This is a genomic window from Paraburkholderia sp. OAS925, from assembly GCF_040543975.1.
GTDB classification, from domain to species: Bacteria; Pseudomonadota; Gammaproteobacteria; order Burkholderiales; family Burkholderiaceae; genus Paraburkholderia; species Paraburkholderia graminis.
In genome coordinates this window covers 612250-631794 of the sequence record NZ_JBEUNO010000002.1, presented here as the reverse complement: position 1 = coordinate 631794, position 19545 = coordinate 612250, and the positions used below count along the sequence as shown (strand labels likewise).

Below are 19545 nucleotides of genomic sequence, written 5' to 3'. Positions count from 1 at the left end.
TGTGTCGTGAACGCGGCCTTCGCGAAAACTTCACGAACACACGCGCGCAACGAACCCGAGCATCACTTCATTAAACAGCACGGGCCGTTGCAGCGGCGCGAAGTGACTCACGCCTGGCAGCACGCGCAATTGCGCGCCGGGAATGCTGCGCGCGAGATATTCGGCGTGCTCCGGCTTGATGAACTCGTCGTGTTCGCTCTGCACGATAAGCACCGGCACGCGGATACGAGCGAGATCAGGCGCGGCGTGGTTCGGCTCGGTCCTCATCATTTCGCTGACGGCCGCGACGAACGCATCGAAGTTGTCGGGCGTAGCGGATAGCCGCGCATAGTCCTGGCGATGACGGCTAAAACACCGATCGATCACCGGCGTCGCCACAAATTCCTTCGTGCCGCTCGGATCCATATTGCAGCCGAAGAAGAACACGCCCGCGACGCGCTCGGGCGCCGCCATGCCCAGCACCATCGCCACGCAAGCGCCGTCGCTCCAGCCGACGATTGCCGCTCGCTCGACCGACAGCGCGTCCATGACCGCGAGCACGTCGGAAGCCATCAGCTCATATTTGTATGGCCGCGCATCGCGCGTGCTGCGGCCATGACCGCGGCTGTCGATCACGATCACGCGGTGTCCTGCATCGAGCAGGGCCGGCACCTGATAACCCCAGTTGCCGCTATGGCCCAGGCCGCCGTGCAGCAGAATCACCGGCGCGCCTTTGCCATGAGACGCGTACCAGATGCGCGCGCCCTGGTGCTCGATCCAGCCCGACTCGTTCGACGCCGGCAGCGGCGGCGCGCCGTGCGCCTCGAAATGTTCGAGAGCGTCGTCGTGTGGGTCGGCGGACGAGGTCATCGCGGCTGTCTCCGGTTTTTTGCACTGGGTTGGCGGCTGGATACGCCAGCGTGCCAGCATCGCGGCACGCAAAGCAACAAGCCTACGAGATTTAGCTAGCCGGACCGCGCTTCACTTCGCGTCAAGCTTCGCAATCAGCATCGCAACGAAGGCTTCCGTCACAGGCGGCAACGTTCGGCCACGCTTCTTGATGAGCGCAATGGGCCGCGTGAACGCGGGATCGTCGACGGGACGCGCCACCAGTTCCGGCTCGGCTCGCACTTCACGCGCCGACGCCGGCAGTATCGTCACGCCGAGACCCGCGCGAACCATCGCGACCGCGCTCATCATGTAAGTCGGCTCGCAGGCAATCTCCGGCACGCAACGCGCATTGGCAAACGCGCTATCGACAACCGCCCGCACGCTCGTGCCTTGCGCGGTCAGCACGAGCGGCGTCGCGGCAAGGTCGGCGAGCGTGATCTTGCGCCGCTGTTTAGCGAGCGCGTGCCGCTTCGGGCAAACAACCACGAGCCTGTCGATGCCCGCATGCAGCACTTCGAGATTCGCGTCGTCGAGTTCGCCGCCCGTCAGTCCAATGTCAGCCTCCTCATTGCGCACCAGCGTATTGACCATGCTCGCGACGACATCGCGCACCTGAAACCTCACACGCGGCACGGCTTCCTTCAGCGCCTGCACCAGCTCGGGCAGCGAGCTCGCCGCGAACGTCGGCAGGCACGCGATACGCACGGTGCCGCTCGCGCCGTCGCCGAGCGCCCGCGCGTCGATCAGCACATGCTCCATGTCGTGCAGCGACTTCTGCAGAAGCGGCAGCACGTCCCGGCCGGTGGGCGTCAGCGCCACCTTGCGGCTGTTGCGGTCGAAAAGCCGCAAGCCCAGCGTTTCCTCGAGCCGCCGGATTTGCACCGTCAGCGCCGGCTGCGAAAGATGCAGGCGCGTGGCCGCCTGCGTGAAGCTGCCCGTTTGCGCGACGGCGATAAAGGCGCGAATGTCCCGGAGGTTCAGATCCATATCAACCCGTAATTGCTGCGATCAATTCATTTCAATTGATTTATCGCTGCATGGAAATTACGCTGGATTGCAGTAAAAAACAACATCGGAGACAAGCACATGCTGCCATTCCTGGGGCTGGCCACCATCGTCGTGCTGCTCGGCGCCATTCTGTCGAAACGCATGTCGCCGCTGGTGGCGCTCATCATCGTGCCGATCGCCGCGTCGCTGATCGGCGGATTCGGTTTTCAAACGAGCAAGTTCGTGATCGACGGACTGAAGGGCCTTGCGCCCGTCGTCGGCATGTTCGTGTTCGCGATTCTCTATTTCGGCACCATCACCGACGCGGGCACGCTCGACCCGATCATCGACCGCATTCTGCGCGCGGTCGGCACGCGGCCGACGCGCATTGTGATGGGCACGACGCTGCTCGCGCTGCTGATTCATCTCGACGGCTCCGGCGCGGTCTGTTTTCTCGTCACGATTCCGGCGATGCTGCCGCTTTACGATCGTCTGAAGATGGACCGGCGCGTGCTGGCCGCGGCGGTGTCGATGGCCGCGGGCATCAACTTTCTGCCGTGGACCGGCCCGATGATCCGCGCGTCCGCTTCATTGCATCTGCCCATCTCATCGCTGTTCAATCCGCTGATTCCGGTGCAGGCGATCGGCCTCGTGTTCGTATTCGGCGTCGCATTCTGGCTCGGACGCCGCGAGGAAAAGCGGCTTGGTCTCACCGCCGCAAGCGGTTCGGTGCCGATGCCAAAGCGCGAATTGACAGCCGACGAGCAGGCCTTGCGTCGTCCGAAAAACTTCTGGTTCAACATCATGCTGACGCTCATCGTATTGGGCACGATGGTCGTGATGGGCGAAAAAATTCCGCCCGCCATCATGTTCATGGTCGGCCTGTGCGTCGCGTTGATGGTCAACTACCCGAACGTCGACATGCAGCGCAAACGGATCGACGCACACGCGCGCGCCGCGTTGATGATGGCCGGCATTCTGCTCGCGGCCGGCGTGTTCACCGGCGTCATGCAGGGCAGCGGCATGTTGAAGGCAATGGCGCAAGCCGCGGTCGGCTTTGTTCCGCCCGCGATGGCAAGCCACATCCCGGTCGCGCTCGGCCTTCTGTCGATGCCGCTTAGCATGCTGTTCGATCCCGACTCGTTTTACTTCGGGGTCCTGCCGGTCATCGCCGAAGTGGCGGGGCAGCTCGGCGTGCCCGCCGTTCAGGTCGGCCAGGCCGCGCTGCTCGGCCAGATGACAACCGGCTTCCCGGTGAGCCCGTTGACGCCCGCGACGTTTCTGGTCGTCGGCTTGTGCGGCATCGATCTCGCCGACCATCAGCGATTCACGTTCCCCTTGTTGTTCGGCGCGAGCATCGTGATGACGATTGCGTGCGTTGCGCTGGGGATATTCTCATTGTGAGCTTGACGCAAACAGGTGTGAGCAGCATGACAGTCACTCAGCATGAACGTGTTGTCCGGATCGGCGCGGGCGCCGGTTATTCGGGCGATCGCATCGAGCCCGCAGTCGAACTCGCGGAGCACGGCGCGCTCGATTACCTCGTGTTCGAATGTCTCGCCGAACGGACCATCGCTATCGCGCAACAGGCGCGCAGCAAAGATCCCGAACTCGGCTACGACCCATTGCTCGAAACGCGCATGCACGCGGTGTTGCCCGCGGCGTCGCGCAATGGCGTGCGCATCGTCTCGAACATGGGCGCGGCCAATCCGCTCGCGGCGGCGCGCAAGACGGCCGAAATCGCGCGCTCGCTCGGCCTCGGCGGCCTCAGGATTGCAGCGATCACGGGCGACGATGTGCTCGACGCCGTGCGCAGCGGCGACTACCGCTTCGAGGAATCGGGCGAGCGCGTCGCGGACTACGACACGCGGCTTGTCTCGGCGAACGCTTATCTCGGCGCTGGCGCGATCGTCGACGCGCTCGCGGCCGGCGCGCAGATCGTTCTGACCGGACGCGTGGCCGATCCATCGCTATTCGTCGCGCCGCTGATCCACGAATTCGGCTGGCGCATGGACGACTGGCCGACGCTCGGGCAGGCGACGGCGATCGGCCATCTGCTCGAATGCGCGGGCCAGATCACCGGCGGCTACTTCGCTGACCCAGGTTTCAAGGACGTGCCCGCGCTCGCGAGACTCGGCTTTCCCATCGCCGAAGTCGGGCCGGACGGCGCCGTGGTCATCACGAAGCTCGCGCAAGCGGGCGGACGCGTGACCGAGGCGACTTGCAAGGAGCAGTTGCTATACGAGATTCACGACCCGCGGCGCTATTTGCAACCGGACGTGGTCGCGGACTTCTCGGCCGTGCATATCGAGCAGGAAGGCCCCGACCGTGTGCGCGTGAGCGGCGGCAACGGCGCGCCGCGCACCGATACGTTGAAAGTGTCGGTGGCTTATTTCGACGGTTTCATCGGCGAGGGGCAGATTTCGTATGCGGGTCCAGGTGCGCTCGCGCGTGCTCGCCTCGCGCTCGACATCGTGCGCGAGCGGCTTGCGTTGACCGGCGTTCAGACGCATGAATTGCGCTTCGATCTGATCGGCGTGAATGCGTTGCACGGTGAAACGCTCGCGGCTGGTTCCGGCGAGCCGTACGAAGTGCGGGCGCGCGTGACCGGACGCACTGCATCGCTCGCGCAGGCCGTGCGAATCGGCAATGAAGTCGAAACGCTGTACACGAATGGTCCGGCCGGCGGCGGCGGCGTGACGAAGTCGGCGCGTGAAGTGGTTGCCGTTCAGTCGGTGCTGTTGCCGCGCGAGCAGGTGAAGCCGGCGTTCACGATGGTGGAGGCGTGACATGAAACTACGTGAGCTTGCTCATTCCCGAACCGGCGACAAGGGCAACACGCTGAACATTTCGGTCATCTGTTACGACGCACGGCACTACGAGCATTTGCGCGCTGCGCTGACGCCGGAGCGCGTGAAAGCGCATCTCGGCGACGTCGTGCGTGGCAATGTGATGCGCTATGAACTGCCCGCCATTGCCGCATTCAATTTTGTGCTCGGCGATGCGCTCGGCGGCGGCGTGACGCGTTCGCTGGCGCTCGACGCGCACGGCAAATCGCTGAGTTCCGCGTTGATGGGGCTGGAGGTGGAGGCGCCGGTTGCGACATGAAACCACGGCAAGTTTGTGCAGCAGCTTGCTGCACAAACTTGCCGTAAGTCGAAACGGTCGGCCCTCGCCGCATCACCGCCCCCTACTCTCTGCCTCACTCGACTCATGCGCGCGGCGCAGCCGTTCGCGGCTGTTGCTCAGATGCATGCGCATGGCGGCGCGCGCGTCGTCGGGGTCCTGACGTTCGATCGCGCGATAAATCAGTTGATGCTCGTTGAGCACGTTGCGCAGCGTTTCGATCTGATCGAGCTTCGCGATCTCCGCTGACCCGAGGCGCGTGCGCGGACTGACTCCGCTTCCTAACTGGCTCAACACGTCGAAAAAATAACGATTGCCGCTTGCGCGCGCAATCTGCAAATGAAACTCCACGTCGTGCGCGAGCGTATCGGTGCTGCCGCGCTCAAGTTCCGACTCGAAGCGCAGAAGCGCCGCGCGCATCTGCTTCAGGCTCTGCTCCGTGCGCCGCGCTGCGGCGAGCGCGGCCGACGCCGCTTCCACATCGATACGGAATTCGATGATCGCCATCACGTCGAGCATGCTCGACAGATCGGCGGCGGGCAGTTCCATGGTTTTCTCGGCCGCGGGCGCGAGCACAAACGTGCCGATGCCGTGGCGCGTTTCGACCACCCGTGCCGCCTGCAGGCGCGAGATCGCTTCGCGGACGACGGAGCGGCTCACCGACAACTGCTTCATCATCGCGACTTCTGTGGGTATGCGGTCGCCGGGTCTCAGGACGCCGCGACGGATTTCATCGGAAAGGGTGGCCACCACTTTCTCAGTCAGGCTGCTCATTTCTGTGTTGTGGCTGGTTGATCATCGGCTGAAAACGCGCGCCTCGCGTGCGCGCGCGACGTCTGGTGACGTCTGGACATTAGCCATCATAGCGTCTGTCGCGAAAATCCATGACGCGTTGGATGAAGCGCGCGAATTGACCGGGCAATTCTCGACGGGCTGGTAGTCAACGAGACATCAGACGTCTTATTTTGCCAAAGGGCCGCCATTTCCGCTGGGACCACACCCTAGCCGACCCTGCAACCAAGCGTACTCACGGCGAAACGCAGGGTAAACACCACATTGGAAACCCACTCCGAACGGCTGTAGACTGTCATCAGACAACATATCTCGTGCGGCCTGACTGGGCCTCGGCAGACCCGTCAAACCGCACGCGACGTCAGACCACGGCCGCCCGACGGCCGACACCGGAGACTCCCTTGAACTCTGCTCTCACCACGGCACTCGATCCTCTCGCGTCCGCCGTCTCGAAGGTCAAGCGGCACGTGTTGCCGCTTTTCCTGATCATGTTCATCGCGAACTATATCGACCGCGTGAACATCGGCTTCGTCAACGCTCACATGAAGACCGACCTCGGCATCGGCGCGGCGGCATACGGCCTCGGCAGCGGCCTTTTCTTCATCGGCTATGCGCTGTTCGAAGTGCCGTCAAACGTGTTGATGCAGAAGTACGGCGCGCGCGCGTGGCTCACTCGCATCATGGGCACGTGGGGCGTCGTCGCGGCGTGCATGGCCTTCGTCTCCAACGAAACCTCGTTCTATGTCTTGCGCTTCCTGCTCGGCGTGGCCGAGGCAGGTTTCTTCCCCGGCGTGGTGTTCTATTTCACGCAGTGGCTGCCGCAGAAAGAGCGCGGCAAGGCCGTGGCGATTTTCCTGTCCGGCTCGGCGATCGCGTCGGTGGTGTCCGGTCCGATCACCGGCAGCCTTCTGTCGATTCGCGGACTCGGCCTGCACGGCTGGCAGTGGATGTTCCTGATCGAAGGCGGCTTCTCAATCGCGCTGTGCGCGGTGAGCTGGATCTTCCTGAAGTCGCGCATTCGCGACGCGTCGTGGCTCACGGCCGACGAGCAACGCGTGCTCGAAGGCGCGATCGCCGCTGAACAGGCCGAGCGCGTCGCGCACGGCGGCGCGCATCTGCCGGCCGTCAAGCTGTTGAAGGACCCGCAGATCGTTCTGTTCTGCCTGCTCTACTTCGCGATCCAGTTGACGATTTACGCGGCCACGTTCTGGCTGCCGACCATCATCCGCAAGATCGGCGGTCTGTCCGATTTCGAAGTCGGCATGCTCAACGCGATTCCCTGGCTCATCGCGATGGTCGCGATGTACTGCTTCGCGTTGCTCTCGGCGAAGTGGCGTTTCCAGCAGGCATGGCTGGCCGTCGCGCTCGTGATCGCTGCGTGCGGCCTGTTCGCGTCGACGTCGGGCAATCCGGTTCTGTCGTTCGTCGCAATCTGCTTTTCGGCGATCGGCTTCAAGGCGGCCGCCTCGCTGTTCTGGCCCATTCCGCAAGGCTATCTGGATGCACGCGTCGCCGCCGCGGTGATCGCGTTGATCAATTCCATCGGCAATCTGGGCGGCTTCTTCGCGCCCGCCACCTTCGGCTATTTGCAGCAGCACACCGGTTCGATTACCGGCGGTCTTTATGGCCTCGGCGTTGCGTCGCTGATCGCAGCCGCGGCGGCGTTCCTCGCGCGCAACCGGCGCGGCGACGGCAACGCCTTGCGCGATCCGCTGCAAGGCAACGCACACTGACCGCTCGTCACCGTCAGGCCCATTCACTTACCAGGTCCAGTTGATATGTCCACGAAACCTTCGAATTCAAACGATACGCCCACCGTCACCGAACTTCGCGTCGTGCCCGTTGCGGGCCGCGACAGCATGCTGATGAATCTGAGCGGCGCGCACGGTCCGTTCTTCACGCGCAACGTCGTGATTCTGCGCGACAGCGCCGGTCGTGTCGGCGTGGGTGAAGTGCCGGGCGGCGAGAATATCCGCAAGACGATCGACGATGCGCGCCCGTTCGTCGTCGGCCAGTCGATCGGTAATTTGCAAGCTATCCTGAACAAAGTGCGCACGCAGTTCGCCGACCGCGATGCCGGCGGCCGCGGTTTGCAGACGTTCGACCTGCGCACGACGATTCACGCGGTGACCGCGCTCGAAGCAGCGTTGCTCGATCTGCTCGGTCAGCATCTCGGCGTGCCGGTCGCGGCGCTTCTCGGCGAAGGCCAGCAACGCGACGAAGTGGAAATGCTCGGCTATCTGTTCTATATCGGCGATCGCAAGAAGACGGACCTGCCGTACGCAAGCGGCGCCGACGGCCGCGACGACTGGGAGCGCCTGCGCACTGAAGAAGCGCTGACGCCGGAAGCGGTGGTGCGCCTCGCCGAAGCCGCGCAAGCGCGCTATGGCTTTAACGACTTTAAGTTGAAAGGCGGCGTGTTGTCGGGCGACGCCGAAATCGAAGCGGTGACCGCCCTCGCCGAACGCTTCCCGAACGCGCGCGTCACGTTGGACCCGAACGGCGCGTGGTCGCTCGCCGAGGCCGTGCGCCTGTGCCGCGACAAACACGACGTGCTCGCGTATGCAGAAGACCCGTGCGGCGCGGAGAACGGCTATTCCGGCCGCGAAGTGATGGCCGAATTCCGCCGCGCGACGGGCTTGCCGACGGCGACCAACATGATCGCAACCGACTGGCGCCAGATGGGTCACGCGATCCAGTTGCAGTCCGTGGACATTCCGCTTGCCGATCCGCACTTCTGGACCATGCAAGGCTCGGTGCGCGTCGCGCAGATGTGCAACGACTGGGGCCTCACGTGGGGCTCGCATTCGAACAACCACTTCGACATCTCGCTTGCGATGTTTACGCAGGTCGCGGCCGCCGCGCCCGGCAAGATCACGGCGATCGACACGCACTGGATCTGGCAAGACGGCCAGCGTTTGACGCGCGAGCCGTTGCAGATTGTCGGCGGCAAGGTGAAGGTACCGCAGAAGCCGGGCCTCGGCGTCGAAGTGGATATGGACGAACTCGAGAAAGCGCACGCGCTTTATCAGCAGCACGGCCTGGGCGCGCGCGATGACGGCGTTGCGATGCAGTACCTGATTCCTAATTGGACATTCGACAACAAGCGTCCGTGCCTCGTGCGCTGATGCGTGCCTGCGCGCCACGCGAACCACGCGAACCACGCGAACCACGCGAACGAGCGGCGCGCTCATTCCACTATTGACGATCTTCACGCAACCCAACCATGACTTCACCGCAAGAACTCAAAGCGATCGTATCCGAAGGCCTGTTGTCTTTTCCGGTCACTGACTTCGACGAGCAAGGCGACTTCCGCGCCGACACGTACGCCGAGCGGCTCGAATGGCTCGCGCCGTATGGCGCGACCGCGCTGTTCGCGGCGGGCGGCACGGGCGAATTCTTTTCGCTCACCAAGACCGACTACACGAACGTGATCCGCACGGCGACCGAGACCTGCAAAGGCAAGGTGCCGATTCTCGCGGGCGCAGGCGGCCCGACGCGCGTGGCGATCGAATATGCGAAGGAAGCGGAGCGCCTCGGCGCGAGCGGCGTGCTGCTGATGCCGCATTATCTGACCGAGGCTTCGCAGGAAGGCATTGCCGCGCACGTCGAGCAGGTGTGCAACGCGGTGAAGAACATGGGCGTGATCGTGTACAACCGCGCGAATTCGAAGCTGAACGCGGACATGCTTGAACGGCTCGCGGATCGCTGCCCGAACCTGATCGGCTTCAAGGACGGCGTCGGCGAGATCGAAGCGATGGTGACGATTCGCCGTCGTCTTGGCGATCGCTTCTCGTATCTCGGCGGCCTGCCGACCGCGGAAGTTTATGCCGCTGCGTATAAGGCGCTTGGCGTGCCGGTGTATTCGTCGGCGGTGTTCAACTTTATTCCGAAGACTGCGATGCAGTTCTATCGCGCGATTGCCGCGGACGATCACGCGACCACGTCACGTCTGATCGACGAATTCTTCCTGCCGTATCTGGCGATTCGCAATCGTCGCGCGGGTTATGCGGTGAGTATCGTGAAGGCGGGCGCGAAACTCGTCGGGCGCGACGCCGGTCCGGTGCGCGCTCCGCTGACCGATCTCACCGAAGAAGAACTCGCGCAGCTCGACGCGCTGATCAGGAAGCTCGGCCCACAGTAACAAGGCCGACCACGTGTTCCGCTAGCTAGTGGCGCAAAGCTCGAGGCACAAAGCGCGATGCTTATGCCTCGAGCCAACGTTCAACCGCGGCGGAACACGACATGCGAAATCCGCTGCACGAGCAACGCGGCGGCAAGCGCCGCGACGGCCGTCAGCCATACGCCGATGTGAATCGACTGCACGAGCGCATCGCGCGCCGTGTCGATCAATGCGAGCGTGTTGAGTCCCGACGGCTTCATGTCCGCGATCAGCTTCAGGCGCGAAGCGTCGTCGATCAAAATACGCAGATCGACGAAACGCGGCCGCCATTGCGAGGCCGCCGGCTCACCGAGCACGCTCATCGTGCGCGTGACCACATCGCGATAGTGATGCTGCACGACAGTCGCCACGATGCTCGTGCCCAGCATGCCGCCGACCATTCGCGTGGACTGCAACAGCGCAGTCGTGATGCCGAAGCGCTCGCGGCCCGCAATCTCCTGGCCGAACACATTCAGATTGTTGAGGATGAAGCCGAGGCCGACGCCGACCGCGGCCATCGGCAATTCAAGCCATAGATGCGGCGTATCCGCGTTCGCGAACGCAATGCCGATCGACGCAAACAACAGCAGCCCGAAGCCAATGGAAAGAATGCGCGTCGGCTTCTTCATGTGAATAACGATGCGTGTATTCAGCACGCTGCCAAGCGCGATACACGCGGCAATTGGCGTGGCGAGCAACCCGGCCTGTTGCGGAGAAAGACCGAACCCGCCTTGCAGAAGCAGCGGCGCGAAAAAGATCAGCGAGAACATCACGAAGCCCGACAGCATGCCGAGCGTGAACAGCGTGACGAGCTGCGAGTCCTTGAAGAGATCGAGCGGAATGATGGGATGCGTGGCGCGCTTCTCGCACACGAACAACGCGATCGCGCCGACGACCACGCACGCGGCGAGCGTCACGTTGCCCGCGGTCAAGCCGTCTTTCGGCACGGCTTCGATAAACGCCTGAAGGCCGCCCAACACAGCCGCCACCAGTCCCGCACCGAGCCAGTCGATCTTGACTTCGCCTTCATGCGGACGCTGAAAGCTCGGCAGATGCGCCCAGATGAAGTACAGCGCCGCGGCGCCCACCGGGAGATTGATCAGAAACGTGGAGCGCCAGCCGAGATGCTCGCTCATCCAGCCGCCAAGCGACGGCCCGGCGGCGGTGCCGATGCCGTAGGCCGCGGCCATCACCACTTGCCAGCGCACGCGGGCGCGCGGATCGGGGAACAGGTCCGGTATCGACGCGAACGCCGTGCCGACCATCATGCCGCCGCCCACGCCTTGCAGGCCGCGCGCGATCACGAGAAACAGCATGTCGTTCGCGACGCCGCACAGCACCGACGCCACCGTGAACGTGATGACCGCGGCGATCACGAAGCGCTTGCGGCCGAAGTAATCGCCGAGACGCCCGAACACGGGCACCGTCACGACCGACGCCAGCAGATACGCGCTCGCAATCCACGCGTAGTACTCGAAGCCGTGCAGTTCCGCGACGATCGACGGCAGCGCGGTACTGACGACCGTTTGATCGAGCGCGACCAGCATGTTGACGAGACCGATGCCGAGCATCGCGAAGAGGGCGTTCCGGAAGGGCAGCGCGGCAGCAGCGGCAGTGGTAGTCACGGATCTGGGCAGGAGAACGATTGACGATGGAGCGCGGGACCGCGCGAGATCGAGACAACCGTGAGCCGAGTTGTCTGACCACTTCGTCATTATACGGGTTAGCCCTTAATTGAAACTATTGGTGGTGGGTTTTTGTGCGGATGAAAGTGTTCGAGCGCATCAAACCAGCAGCGCGCTCGCACGCGGTTCATCGATCAGGCAAAGGCTTTAGTGATTGGCCCACCATTCGGTCGCTTTCTGCTTGTCCCACGCGGGGAGAACTTCGCGCTCGATCGAAGCGTTCGTCAGCGCCGGGAAATCCTTTTTGAATTCCGCCACGTCCTGATCGAACTCGTCGCTGACGCGAATATCCCAGGTGCCGCCGCTAAAGCCGGTTGCTGCCTGATCGATTAGTGGAATAACCGGCCCCGCGCGCAACTCACCGTCCTTGCGTTCGACCACGGTGGCGTCGACGTGGCCAAGGTACACAATCGAATTGGGTTTGATTTGCACGGTTTCGTGAAGCGGCGTAAAGAACATGCCGTGAAATGGGAATATGCCGCTTTGTCCGGTGATGCCGCGCATCACATATTTTCCGGGCGCGAGCGGAATTCGGACGAAATAGTGATTACCGTTGTCGCTCGTCGTGGTCGCCTGATCGTCGAACTTGAAATTGAGGCGGTCGGCGCGGCTATCCGCGGCGCCGCGCTCCATGTGCACGACGATGGGACTCGGCTGATAGCTCGTGTGATAAGCGTTTTTTAGCGTCACCGTCATCAACGCGTAGGAGTTTTTGCTCGTATCGACGGAGCTCATGGCCGTGGTTGGCGACATTGGCGCAACAGTTGCACAACCCGTGGTCAGCAAAGTGCCGGCAATAGCGAAACTGGCGAAGAGTTTTTTCATTTCGAGTAGGGACTATTTTCTAATGTTCTTATCCGGTAAAGAAACTGCCGGATGAGCGAACTGTTGACGTTTCAATATGCGACGCGAATATCGAATAACCGCCGCATGCCATGTAAACGACAGCGCTTGATGGAACTTAAGGGTTTGCTTCATGCGAAAACGTCGAGCGGCTTGCGTCGCGTCCGCAGCAATGCGCGCTTTCAACTGAGGGCGCGCACCGAAAGGGTTTGTCTCTACACATGCCGCCCTTATCGCTGCCGATAAACAGGTCGAGTGGTCGTGTGATGCGGCATGGCGGCCGGAATCATCGGCGGTTCGTGCAGCCGGTCATCGACCTTCCTGAACCGGACGAAACAGGGACGTGAGCATGCACCGATTGAATTTCAAGCAGAAGCTCTGGTTGCCGCTCGTCGTCAGCCTGCTCGCGCTGCTCGCCGTGTCGGTGTCGGCGGCGTGGTTGTCGCGCGAGACGCGCATCGAAGAGCGCAAGCACGACCTCGTGAACGTGGGCCACGTCGGGCTCAGCATCGTGAAGGAGTACGCGTCGCTAGCGCAAAGCGGGGCGCTGAGCGAGGCCGACGCGCGCAAGCAGGCGCTCGAGCGTCTGCGCAACGTGCGTTACGGCGAAGACGGCTACTTCCTCGTGCTCGATTCGAAGCCGCGCATGATCATGCACGCGATGAAACCCGCGACGAACGGCAAGGACCTTGCAGGCGTCGAGGATGCCGACGGCCGTCATCACTACGTGACCTTCGCCGCGGTGGCGCAGGCGCCGGAGGGCGGCTTCGTCGATTATGTGTTTCCGCATCCGGGCAATCCGCCGTCCGCCGCGGTCGGCAAGATCGGTTACGTCGTGCGTTACGCGCCGTGGGACTGGATCATCGCGACCGGCGCTTATGTCGATGATATCGACGCCGCGTTCATGCAGTCGCTCTATGTGCTTGGCGGCATGTTCGCCTCGGTGGCGCTGCTGCTGTCCGCGCTCGTCGCGTTCACGAATCGCAGCATTCAACGCACGATTGGCGGCGACCCGGCCTACGTCGCGCATGTCGCCGGTGAAATCGCCCAAGGCAATCTCGTCATTCCGATCGACATTCGCACCGGCGACGATTCGAGCCTTTTGCACACCATGCGGCAGATGCGCGATGCGCTTGCGAACACCATCGTGCAGATCAGCGGCGCGGCCGACAAGGTCGCGACGGGCGCGCGCGAGATTGCCGCCGGTAATACGGATCTCTCCGCGCGGACGGAGAGCCAGGCCGCTTCGCTCGAAGAGACTGCGGCCAGCATGGAGCAGATGACCGCGATGGTCCGGCAGACGTCGGAGAACGCGCAGACGGCGAGCGAACTCACCGCGAGCGCCGAGCAGATCGTCACGCATGGCGGACAGATGGCGGCCGAAGCGGTGTCGACGATGCAGGAAATATCGACGGAATCGCACAAGATGGTGGAGATCATCTCGGTGATCGAAGGCATTGCCTTTCAGACCAATATTCTCGCGCTGAACGCAGCCGTCGAAGCGGCTCGCGCGGGCGACGAAGGGCGCGGCTTCGCGGTGGTGGCGGGCGAGGTGCGCACGCTGGCGCAGCGCAGCGCGGCCGCCGCGAAGGAAATTCGCACGCTGATCAGCTGCGCGGTGGGGCGCGTGGAGAACGGCGTCGAACTGGTCGACAAAACCGGCACCACGATTCAGGCGGCGAGCGAGGCGATTGGAAGGCTCTCGGGCGTGATGCGCGACATCGCCGCGGCTGCGTCGGAGCAGAGCGCAGGCATCGATCAGGTCGGCGACGCGGTCTCGCAGATGGACAGCGTGACGCAACAGAACGCCGCGCTCGTCGAGCAGGCCGCCGCGGTCGCGCAGACGTTGACCGAGCAGGCGAGGCTGCTGGAGGCGTCGATTCATACGTTCCAGGTTCAGTGGGATGGGCGTGGGGAGGCGGCGGGTTTGGCGGCGGGGCGTGCGGGGAAAAGCAAGTGGGCGGGTTCGCGACTTCGGGCTTTGTGATTGGGGAAGGTGGTGTTGCGAATTGCTTTTAACACGATCGGATGAAGCGAGCGCGAGAATGCGCCTTACGGCGCGCTCAGAAATTTCGCCGGTTATGCGCAGTAAATAGCGAACCTTGCACGGGAAACTTCTCGCAGTTGACTTCGTCTGTTCATCCGGCATGATGAGCGATTAAGATGGCTGTCTTCGCTTATATCGGGCCGGCCCACAACTAGAAAAATGGTTCCTACAGAAATCCTGATCGTCGGCTTCGGCTGCATCGGTCAAGCGGTTTTGCCTTTGCTCGAACGCGTGTTTCCGTCAGTACCTATCGTCGTCGTGGACAGGGTGCTGGACGAAGCGCGTCTGTCGATCATACGGCGGCATAAGTTGAAAGCGGTCGAGGCGACGGTTAGCGAGTCGAATTACATTTCGTTGCTTGGGCCGAAGCTTTCGCCTGGCGGATTTATCCTTAATCTCGCGCCGAGCGTAAGCAGTTCCGATCTCATCGAGTTGGCTCAGAACTGCGGCGCCTTTTATCTCGATAGTGGGATCGAACCGTGGGCTTATGAAGAACACGACTCATCGTTTCTCACTAACCATGCGCTTAGAGTTCGCTTGCTGAAGTTTGCAAAAGGCCGTGAAAACCGTGCCACCGCATTGGTCGCGCATGGCGCAAATCCGGGGTTCGTGTCGGTGCTCGTGAAGGAGGCGTTGCTTCGGCTCGCACGAAGGGCCGATGTGCTCGCCGATATGCCGTTCACACGCGGGCAATGGGCTGGCCTCGCTAGAGCGCTCGACGTTCGCGTCGTTCAGGTGAGCGAATACGACAGCCAGCATGCACCGCCGCCGGCGCCGTTCGAATTCGCCAATACGTGGTCGCCAGAGGGATTTATCACTGAATGCCTGCAAGACGCCGAACTCGGCTGGGGCACGCATGAAACTCGCCTTCCCGCTACGGCGTATCGTCACGCTGATGGCGGCGGTGCGGCCATCGCGCTGAATAGACCCGGACACCGCACATGGGTGCGCTCGTGGTCGCCGACTCACGGGCCGTTCAATGCACGATTGATTACGCACAATGAGTCCATTTCAATCGCCGAATATCTGACGTGCGAGTCTCGCGGTGAGTCTGCTTACAGGCCGACTGTCTATTATGCGTATCGGCCGACCGAGGCGACGAGTCTGTCGATGCAATGGCTCGATGACCGGTCCGCCCGACGCATCACGACGCATCGCGTGATGAAGGACGACATCGAATCCGGCATGGACGAACTCGGCGTGCTGTTGATGAGTCCGCGATACGGCGCGATCTGGTACGGCTCGCAACTCGATATAGACCGCGCACGGACCGTCGCGCCATATAACTCCGCAACGAGCCTGCAGGTGGCGTCGAGCATTGCGGCTGCAATGCAATGGATCTTGCAGAACCCGGTACGCGGTGTCATTGAATCCGACGCGCTCGATCATCAAACCGTGTTGAATGCAGCGGCGCATGCGTGGGCGCCGTTATCGGCACATTTCACGGATTGGTCGCCATGCCGGACCGACAATTCCCTGGTCTTCGACCAATTCATGCTGGAGCAATAAGTCCCGTTCATGAAACGCACGAAACAGATCCCACGCGCTAATTGGCCAACCGAACTCGAGCGTATTGGCTTTCACTTTCATTCGCTCGATGAGCATAACCAGCCGCGCAAAGTCGACCGCAATACGTTTTACTATTGGCGCGAAGACGCGGCATACGAATTCAGCGAGGCTCAGATCGAGTCGCTGTACGCGGCCGCGCGTGAGCTTAATTCACGCTGCCTCGAGGCCGTGCAGCATGTGATCGATCACGATCGCTTCTCGCGTATGGCTATCGCGCCGGAATTCGCCGAATTGATTCGCAAGTCGTGGGATAGCGACGAACCGACATTGTTCGGCCGTTTCGATATGACACTCGACGCACACGGCGTGCCGAAGATGTACGAGTACAACGCCGACACGCCGACGTCCATTATTGAATCGAGCCTCGCGCAGTGGTCCTGGAGGGAGTCCGTTCAGCCGAAGGCGGACCAGTTTAATAGCTTGCACGAAGCGCTTATTGCGCGCTGGCGCTGGATTCGCAAGCACTATCGGAAAGCGAAACTGCTTCACTTCGCCTGCGCGTTCGACAGCCAGGAAGATGTGTGCAACGTCGAATATCTGATGGACACTGCGGTCCAGGCGGGCTGGTCGGTCAAGCTCGTGGACGTGATGAAAATCGGCACCGATAGCGCGGGCCGCTTTTACGATGCCGACAACGAGCGGATCGAGGTTGCTTTCAAGCTGTATCCGTGGGAATGGATGGCGCAGTCGGAATACGGTCCGCAATTGGGCCTCGGCACCATGCATTGGGTCGAGCCGCCGTGGAAGGCCGTGCTTTCGAACAAGGCGATACTTCCGATTCTCTGGGAACTGTTTCCGGGACATCCGAACTTGCTCGAGGCGAGTTTCGAAGAGGCCTCTTTTGATGGACGCCCGCATGCGACAAAGCCTATCTATTCGCGTGAAGGCGAAAGCCTGACGCTGGTTACGCCGGAGGGCCGCTTTCACAATCCGGGGCAGTACGGCGACGAAGGCTTCGTGTATCAGGCTTATTGCCCCGCGCGGCGCTTCGGCGGGTTGTACACGACACTGGGCGTGTGGATCGTCGACGATGTTCCGAGCGGCTTATGCGTTCGTGAAGAAGCCGGGCCCATCGCGAAAAACACCAGCTATTTCGTGCCGCACTTCTTTCGGAAAAGTGGCGATGTGGCCGCTTTCGGCCTGGGTGAACGCGCGCAACACGCGCTGCCGGCTCAGACGGCTGCTCACTCGGCTGATCGCGCGCAAAAAGCGCCGGCTCATACGGGTGCTTACTTCATTCAACAAAAAAAGTCGGGCTTGCCCAAGTTGCTGCTGATTGGCGCCTGTGCCGCATTGGCTGGCGGCACACTTGTGCATTCATGCTCCAGCAGCGATGACGACAGCGAACTTGATGAAGGCGTGCCGGTTACGCGTGCGAGCTACGAGACACTTGAGGACTGCCTCGCCGACTGGACGATGGTGGCGGATTGCAGAGAGGCGCCGATCGCTACGCAGACCGCTGACGTGCCGGCGAGCGATGCGGTCGCCAGCTCACCAACGAATGGTGTGGCGGGAAGCGCGGGAGGTTCGCATACCGGTGTGATTGCGCACTGGTACGGTCCGTACTACACGCGTTCGGGCACGGTCTACCATGGGGACGGTAGTCAGACTCAGCAGAGTGCGCAGTCAGGACCGCTGAGGCCTGCGTTGAAATACGATGCCGATGGTCATCCGACGAGGGCGCTCGAGCCGGCTCCCGCGCACGCTGCTTTCACCGAGCAGGCCACTGTTGCGCAGCGCATTCTCACTCGCGGCTCGGGAGCGTCAATGTCGATGCATGCTGCCGCAGTGACGTCGCGCGGAGGCTTTGGCCGCGGGGGCGGGGGCGGGGGCTTTGGCGGCGGTGGTGGGCATTCTTTTGGCGGCGGTGGGTGGTCGTCGGGGGGATGAGTCAGGGTTGCGGTGTGTTTAGGTCGGCGCCCAGGTGCGGCATCGGCGACAACTACCTGGCGTAGAGGTCGCGTATCGTCGCCCTTATTGAAGACATAGGGCCAGCAGCAACAAAGCCCACCTTGCGCGGGCCCCGACTATTCAAGGGAAACTCCCACCGTCGAAATGTCTGGCCATCTCAGGCTGCATTCGTCGTCAATCAATCAGTGAACCGTCACGGCGTACTGCCGTTATCTTCCCGTCCCACGTTCCCCAACTTTTCAGACCGGTCCTATTTCGCACTGCGCAAGTGCCACGCGAGCATGGTCAATCGGGGCCGCAACATCGCTCCGTTGTCACCGGCCGCGACGCGACCGGTCTTTCCGTTGGTTTCTTGGGAGTATGGGAATGCCGAATCAGGAAGATGGCGAAGGCAGGACGTATGCATTCGCGACGATTGGCGCACGTTGCGAGCGCGGCGGTTATGTGATCCGGACAACGTCCGGGTTGTCGATCTACGGTCTCAACGTCGCACTTGTCGCCGATAACACTTATGGTCACAGGCAGGAGGTCTGATGCCCGACGCACTTGCAACAGCGGTAACGAATACAAATTCCAATTCGTGTGTGAATGTGCAGACTGACCGGCTGTGCAAGCCATGGGAAATATCTCAGGCGGGAATCGGCTTTATTGAGACGTGGGAGGCTTTCCGCGCACACTTATATGACAACGATGGTGCGGGCGGCGGAGGAAATACGACTATTGGCTTCGGACACCTGGTCCACATGGGACCGATATCGGGCGCACCCTCGGAAGCTCCTTTTTTGAACGGTATAACCGTCGCACAGGCGCATCAATTAATGCACCAGGATTTACGGGATCCGCAGCGAATCGTAAACCAAAAAATAAATGTTCCGCTGTTTCAGTACGAATACGATGCATTGGTCGATTTCGTTTACAATTTGCGCCACCATAATGATGGCCTGCTTGGCCTTGTAAACACTGGCCAGTATGACCGCGTGCCCGCGAAATTCATGGAATACACATGGGCAGGCGGGCAGCAACCGCACGGGCTTGTGAAACGTCGCCGCGCTGAGGGTCGCTTATTCGCTTCGGGAGATTATAATGCGGATCACTAGACTAGCCCTAGCCACGACAGCTATCTTTATTTCAGCTTCGGCATTAGCGAATGCCGCCTGCGAAAACGACGCAAAAACACGCGACGATTTTCTGGCCTGCTCAAAAAGGGATACAGATAAAATTCTTTCCGACTCGGAAAAGCTGTATCGAAGCATAAGAGCGCTCGCTAGTGACGGCGGGCGGGCTGAGCTAGATAAGAACTATAAGATCTGGAATGACAAACTTAAGTCCGACTGTTCCGTAATCGCGTATTCATTCAATGAATGGCGAAATGATTACACGCCGGACACGGATTTTCAGGTCTCCTCATGCCGCGCGAAGATCGCGACACAAGAGCTCGAGTTTTATAAATGGCTCGCATGTCCCGATGACATGGAAAGGTCCAAGGTCCCAGACTGCGCGGCGGTGAGAAAGGTGTTGAGCGACAGGCAATAGAGTGGACCGCGCGCCCCGCT

17 protein-coding genes are annotated in these 19545 nt (G+C 61.8%); 12 read left to right on the top strand and 5 right to left on the bottom strand.

The features are described from left to right. Positions 1-30: 30 nt before the first annotated feature. Together ABIE53_RS21610 and ABIE53_RS21605 are read right to left on the bottom strand one after the other, a co-directional pair. The gene (locus tag ABIE53_RS21610; protein ID WP_006047205.1) at positions 31-849 is read right to left on the bottom strand and encodes an alpha/beta fold hydrolase; all 819 of its coding nucleotides are present in this window, start codon (positions 847-849) and stop codon (positions 31-33) included. 111 nt (positions 850-960) lie between these two features. Further along, positions 961-1857 (bottom strand): LysR family transcriptional regulator, encoded by an 897-nt coding sequence (locus ABIE53_RS21605; protein ID WP_006047204.1) that lies wholly within the window; start codon positions 1855-1857, stop codon positions 961-963. Positions 1858-1956: 99 nt separating this feature from the next. On the opposite strand from ABIE53_RS21605, the gene ABIE53_RS21600 reads away from it, so the two are divergent. Genes ABIE53_RS21600 through ABIE53_RS21590 form a run of 3 tightly spaced genes read left to right on the top strand, consistent with a single transcriptional unit; the run spans position 1957 to position 4965 of the window. Next, entirely contained in the window at positions 1957-3261 is a 1305-nt protein-coding gene (locus ABIE53_RS21600; RefSeq protein ID WP_192699630.1) for a CitMHS family transporter, read from the top strand. Between the two features lie 26 nt (positions 3262-3287). After that, positions 3288-4646 (top strand): acyclic terpene utilization AtuA family protein, encoded by a 1359-nt coding sequence (locus tag ABIE53_RS21595; protein WP_192699631.1) that lies wholly within the window; start codon positions 3288-3290, stop codon positions 4644-4646. A 1-nt stretch (position 4647) separates the two neighbouring features. Then, complete coding sequence (locus ABIE53_RS21590) at positions 4648-4965, top strand: AtuA-related protein (RefSeq protein WP_192699632.1); 318 nt, start codon at positions 4648-4650, stop codon at positions 4963-4965. A gap of 72 nt (positions 4966-5037) precedes the next feature. Here the strand turns inward: ABIE53_RS21590 and ABIE53_RS21585 are convergent, their stop codons facing one another. After that, positions 5038-5757 carry a FadR/GntR family transcriptional regulator gene (locus tag ABIE53_RS21585; RefSeq protein ID WP_006047199.1) on the bottom strand — a complete coding sequence of 240 codons (720 nt, stop codon included), beginning with the start codon at positions 5755-5757 and terminating at the stop codon, positions 5038-5040. A 419-nt stretch (positions 5758-6176) separates the two neighbouring features. Between ABIE53_RS21585 and ABIE53_RS21580 the strand changes: the two genes are divergently transcribed. The 3 genes from ABIE53_RS21580 (at position 6177) to kdgD (ending at position 9919) form a co-directional block, all read left to right on the top strand. Continuing rightward, positions 6177-7508 (top strand): MFS transporter, encoded by a 1332-nt coding sequence (locus ABIE53_RS21580; RefSeq protein ID WP_006047198.1) that lies wholly within the window; start codon positions 6177-6179, stop codon positions 7506-7508. A 45-nt stretch (positions 7509-7553) separates the two neighbouring features. After that, positions 7554-8903: a glucarate dehydratase gene (gudD, locus tag ABIE53_RS21575; RefSeq protein WP_053859894.1), complete on the top strand. Its 1350-nt coding sequence runs from the start codon at positions 7554-7556 to the stop codon at positions 8901-8903. Between the two features lie 98 nt (positions 8904-9001). Further along, on the top strand, positions 9002-9919 hold the full coding sequence (gene kdgD / locus ABIE53_RS21570; RefSeq protein ID WP_192699633.1) for a 5-dehydro-4-deoxyglucarate dehydratase: 918 nt from the start codon (positions 9002-9004) through the stop codon (positions 9917-9919). Between the two features lie 80 nt (positions 9920-9999). On the opposite strand, the gene ABIE53_RS21565 is transcribed toward kdgD, so the two are convergent. Together ABIE53_RS21565 and ABIE53_RS21560 are read right to left on the bottom strand one after the other, a co-directional pair. Beyond that, a complete protein-coding gene (locus tag ABIE53_RS21565; protein ID WP_192699905.1) occupies positions 10000-11508 on the bottom strand; it encodes an MFS transporter in 1509 nt (502 codons plus the stop codon). 261 nt (positions 11509-11769) lie between these two features. Then, positions 11770-12357: a hypothetical protein gene (locus ABIE53_RS21560; protein ID WP_310075479.1), complete on the bottom strand. Its 588-nt coding sequence runs from the start codon at positions 12355-12357 to the stop codon at positions 11770-11772. Positions 12358-12814: 457 nt separating this feature from the next. Here ABIE53_RS21560 and ABIE53_RS21555 point away from each other — a divergent pair, with 457 nt between their 5' ends. The 6 genes from ABIE53_RS21555 (at position 12815) to ABIE53_RS21530 (ending at position 19525) form a co-directional block, all read left to right on the top strand. After that, entirely contained in the window at positions 12815-14452 is a 1638-nt protein-coding gene (locus ABIE53_RS21555) for a methyl-accepting chemotaxis protein (RefSeq protein WP_192699635.1), read from the top strand. A 219-nt stretch (positions 14453-14671) separates the two neighbouring features. Next, complete coding sequence (locus ABIE53_RS21550; RefSeq protein ID WP_192699636.1) at positions 14672-16021, top strand: saccharopine dehydrogenase C-terminal domain-containing protein; 1350 nt, start codon at positions 14672-14674, stop codon at positions 16019-16021. A 9-nt stretch (positions 16022-16030) separates the two neighbouring features. Continuing rightward, complete coding sequence (locus ABIE53_RS21545) at positions 16031-17971, top strand: glutathionylspermidine synthase family protein (protein WP_192699637.1); 1941 nt, start codon at positions 16031-16033, stop codon at positions 17969-17971. Positions 17972-18358: 387 nt separating this feature from the next. Beyond that, positions 18359-18526, top strand: coding sequence for a hypothetical protein (locus tag ABIE53_RS21540; RefSeq protein ID WP_165919799.1), 168 nt, complete (start codon positions 18359-18361; stop codon positions 18524-18526). Next, positions 18526-19089, top strand: coding sequence for a lysozyme (locus ABIE53_RS21535; RefSeq protein WP_192699638.1), 564 nt, complete (start codon positions 18526-18528; stop codon positions 19087-19089). Before ABIE53_RS21540 ends, ABIE53_RS21535 begins: the two co-directional genes overlap by 1 nt. Then, the gene (locus ABIE53_RS21530; protein WP_192699639.1) at positions 19076-19525 is read left to right on the top strand and encodes a hypothetical protein; all 450 of its coding nucleotides are present in this window, start codon (positions 19076-19078) and stop codon (positions 19523-19525) included. Before ABIE53_RS21535 ends, ABIE53_RS21530 begins: the two co-directional genes overlap by 14 nt. The last annotated feature ends 20 nt before the right edge of the window (positions 19526-19545 follow it).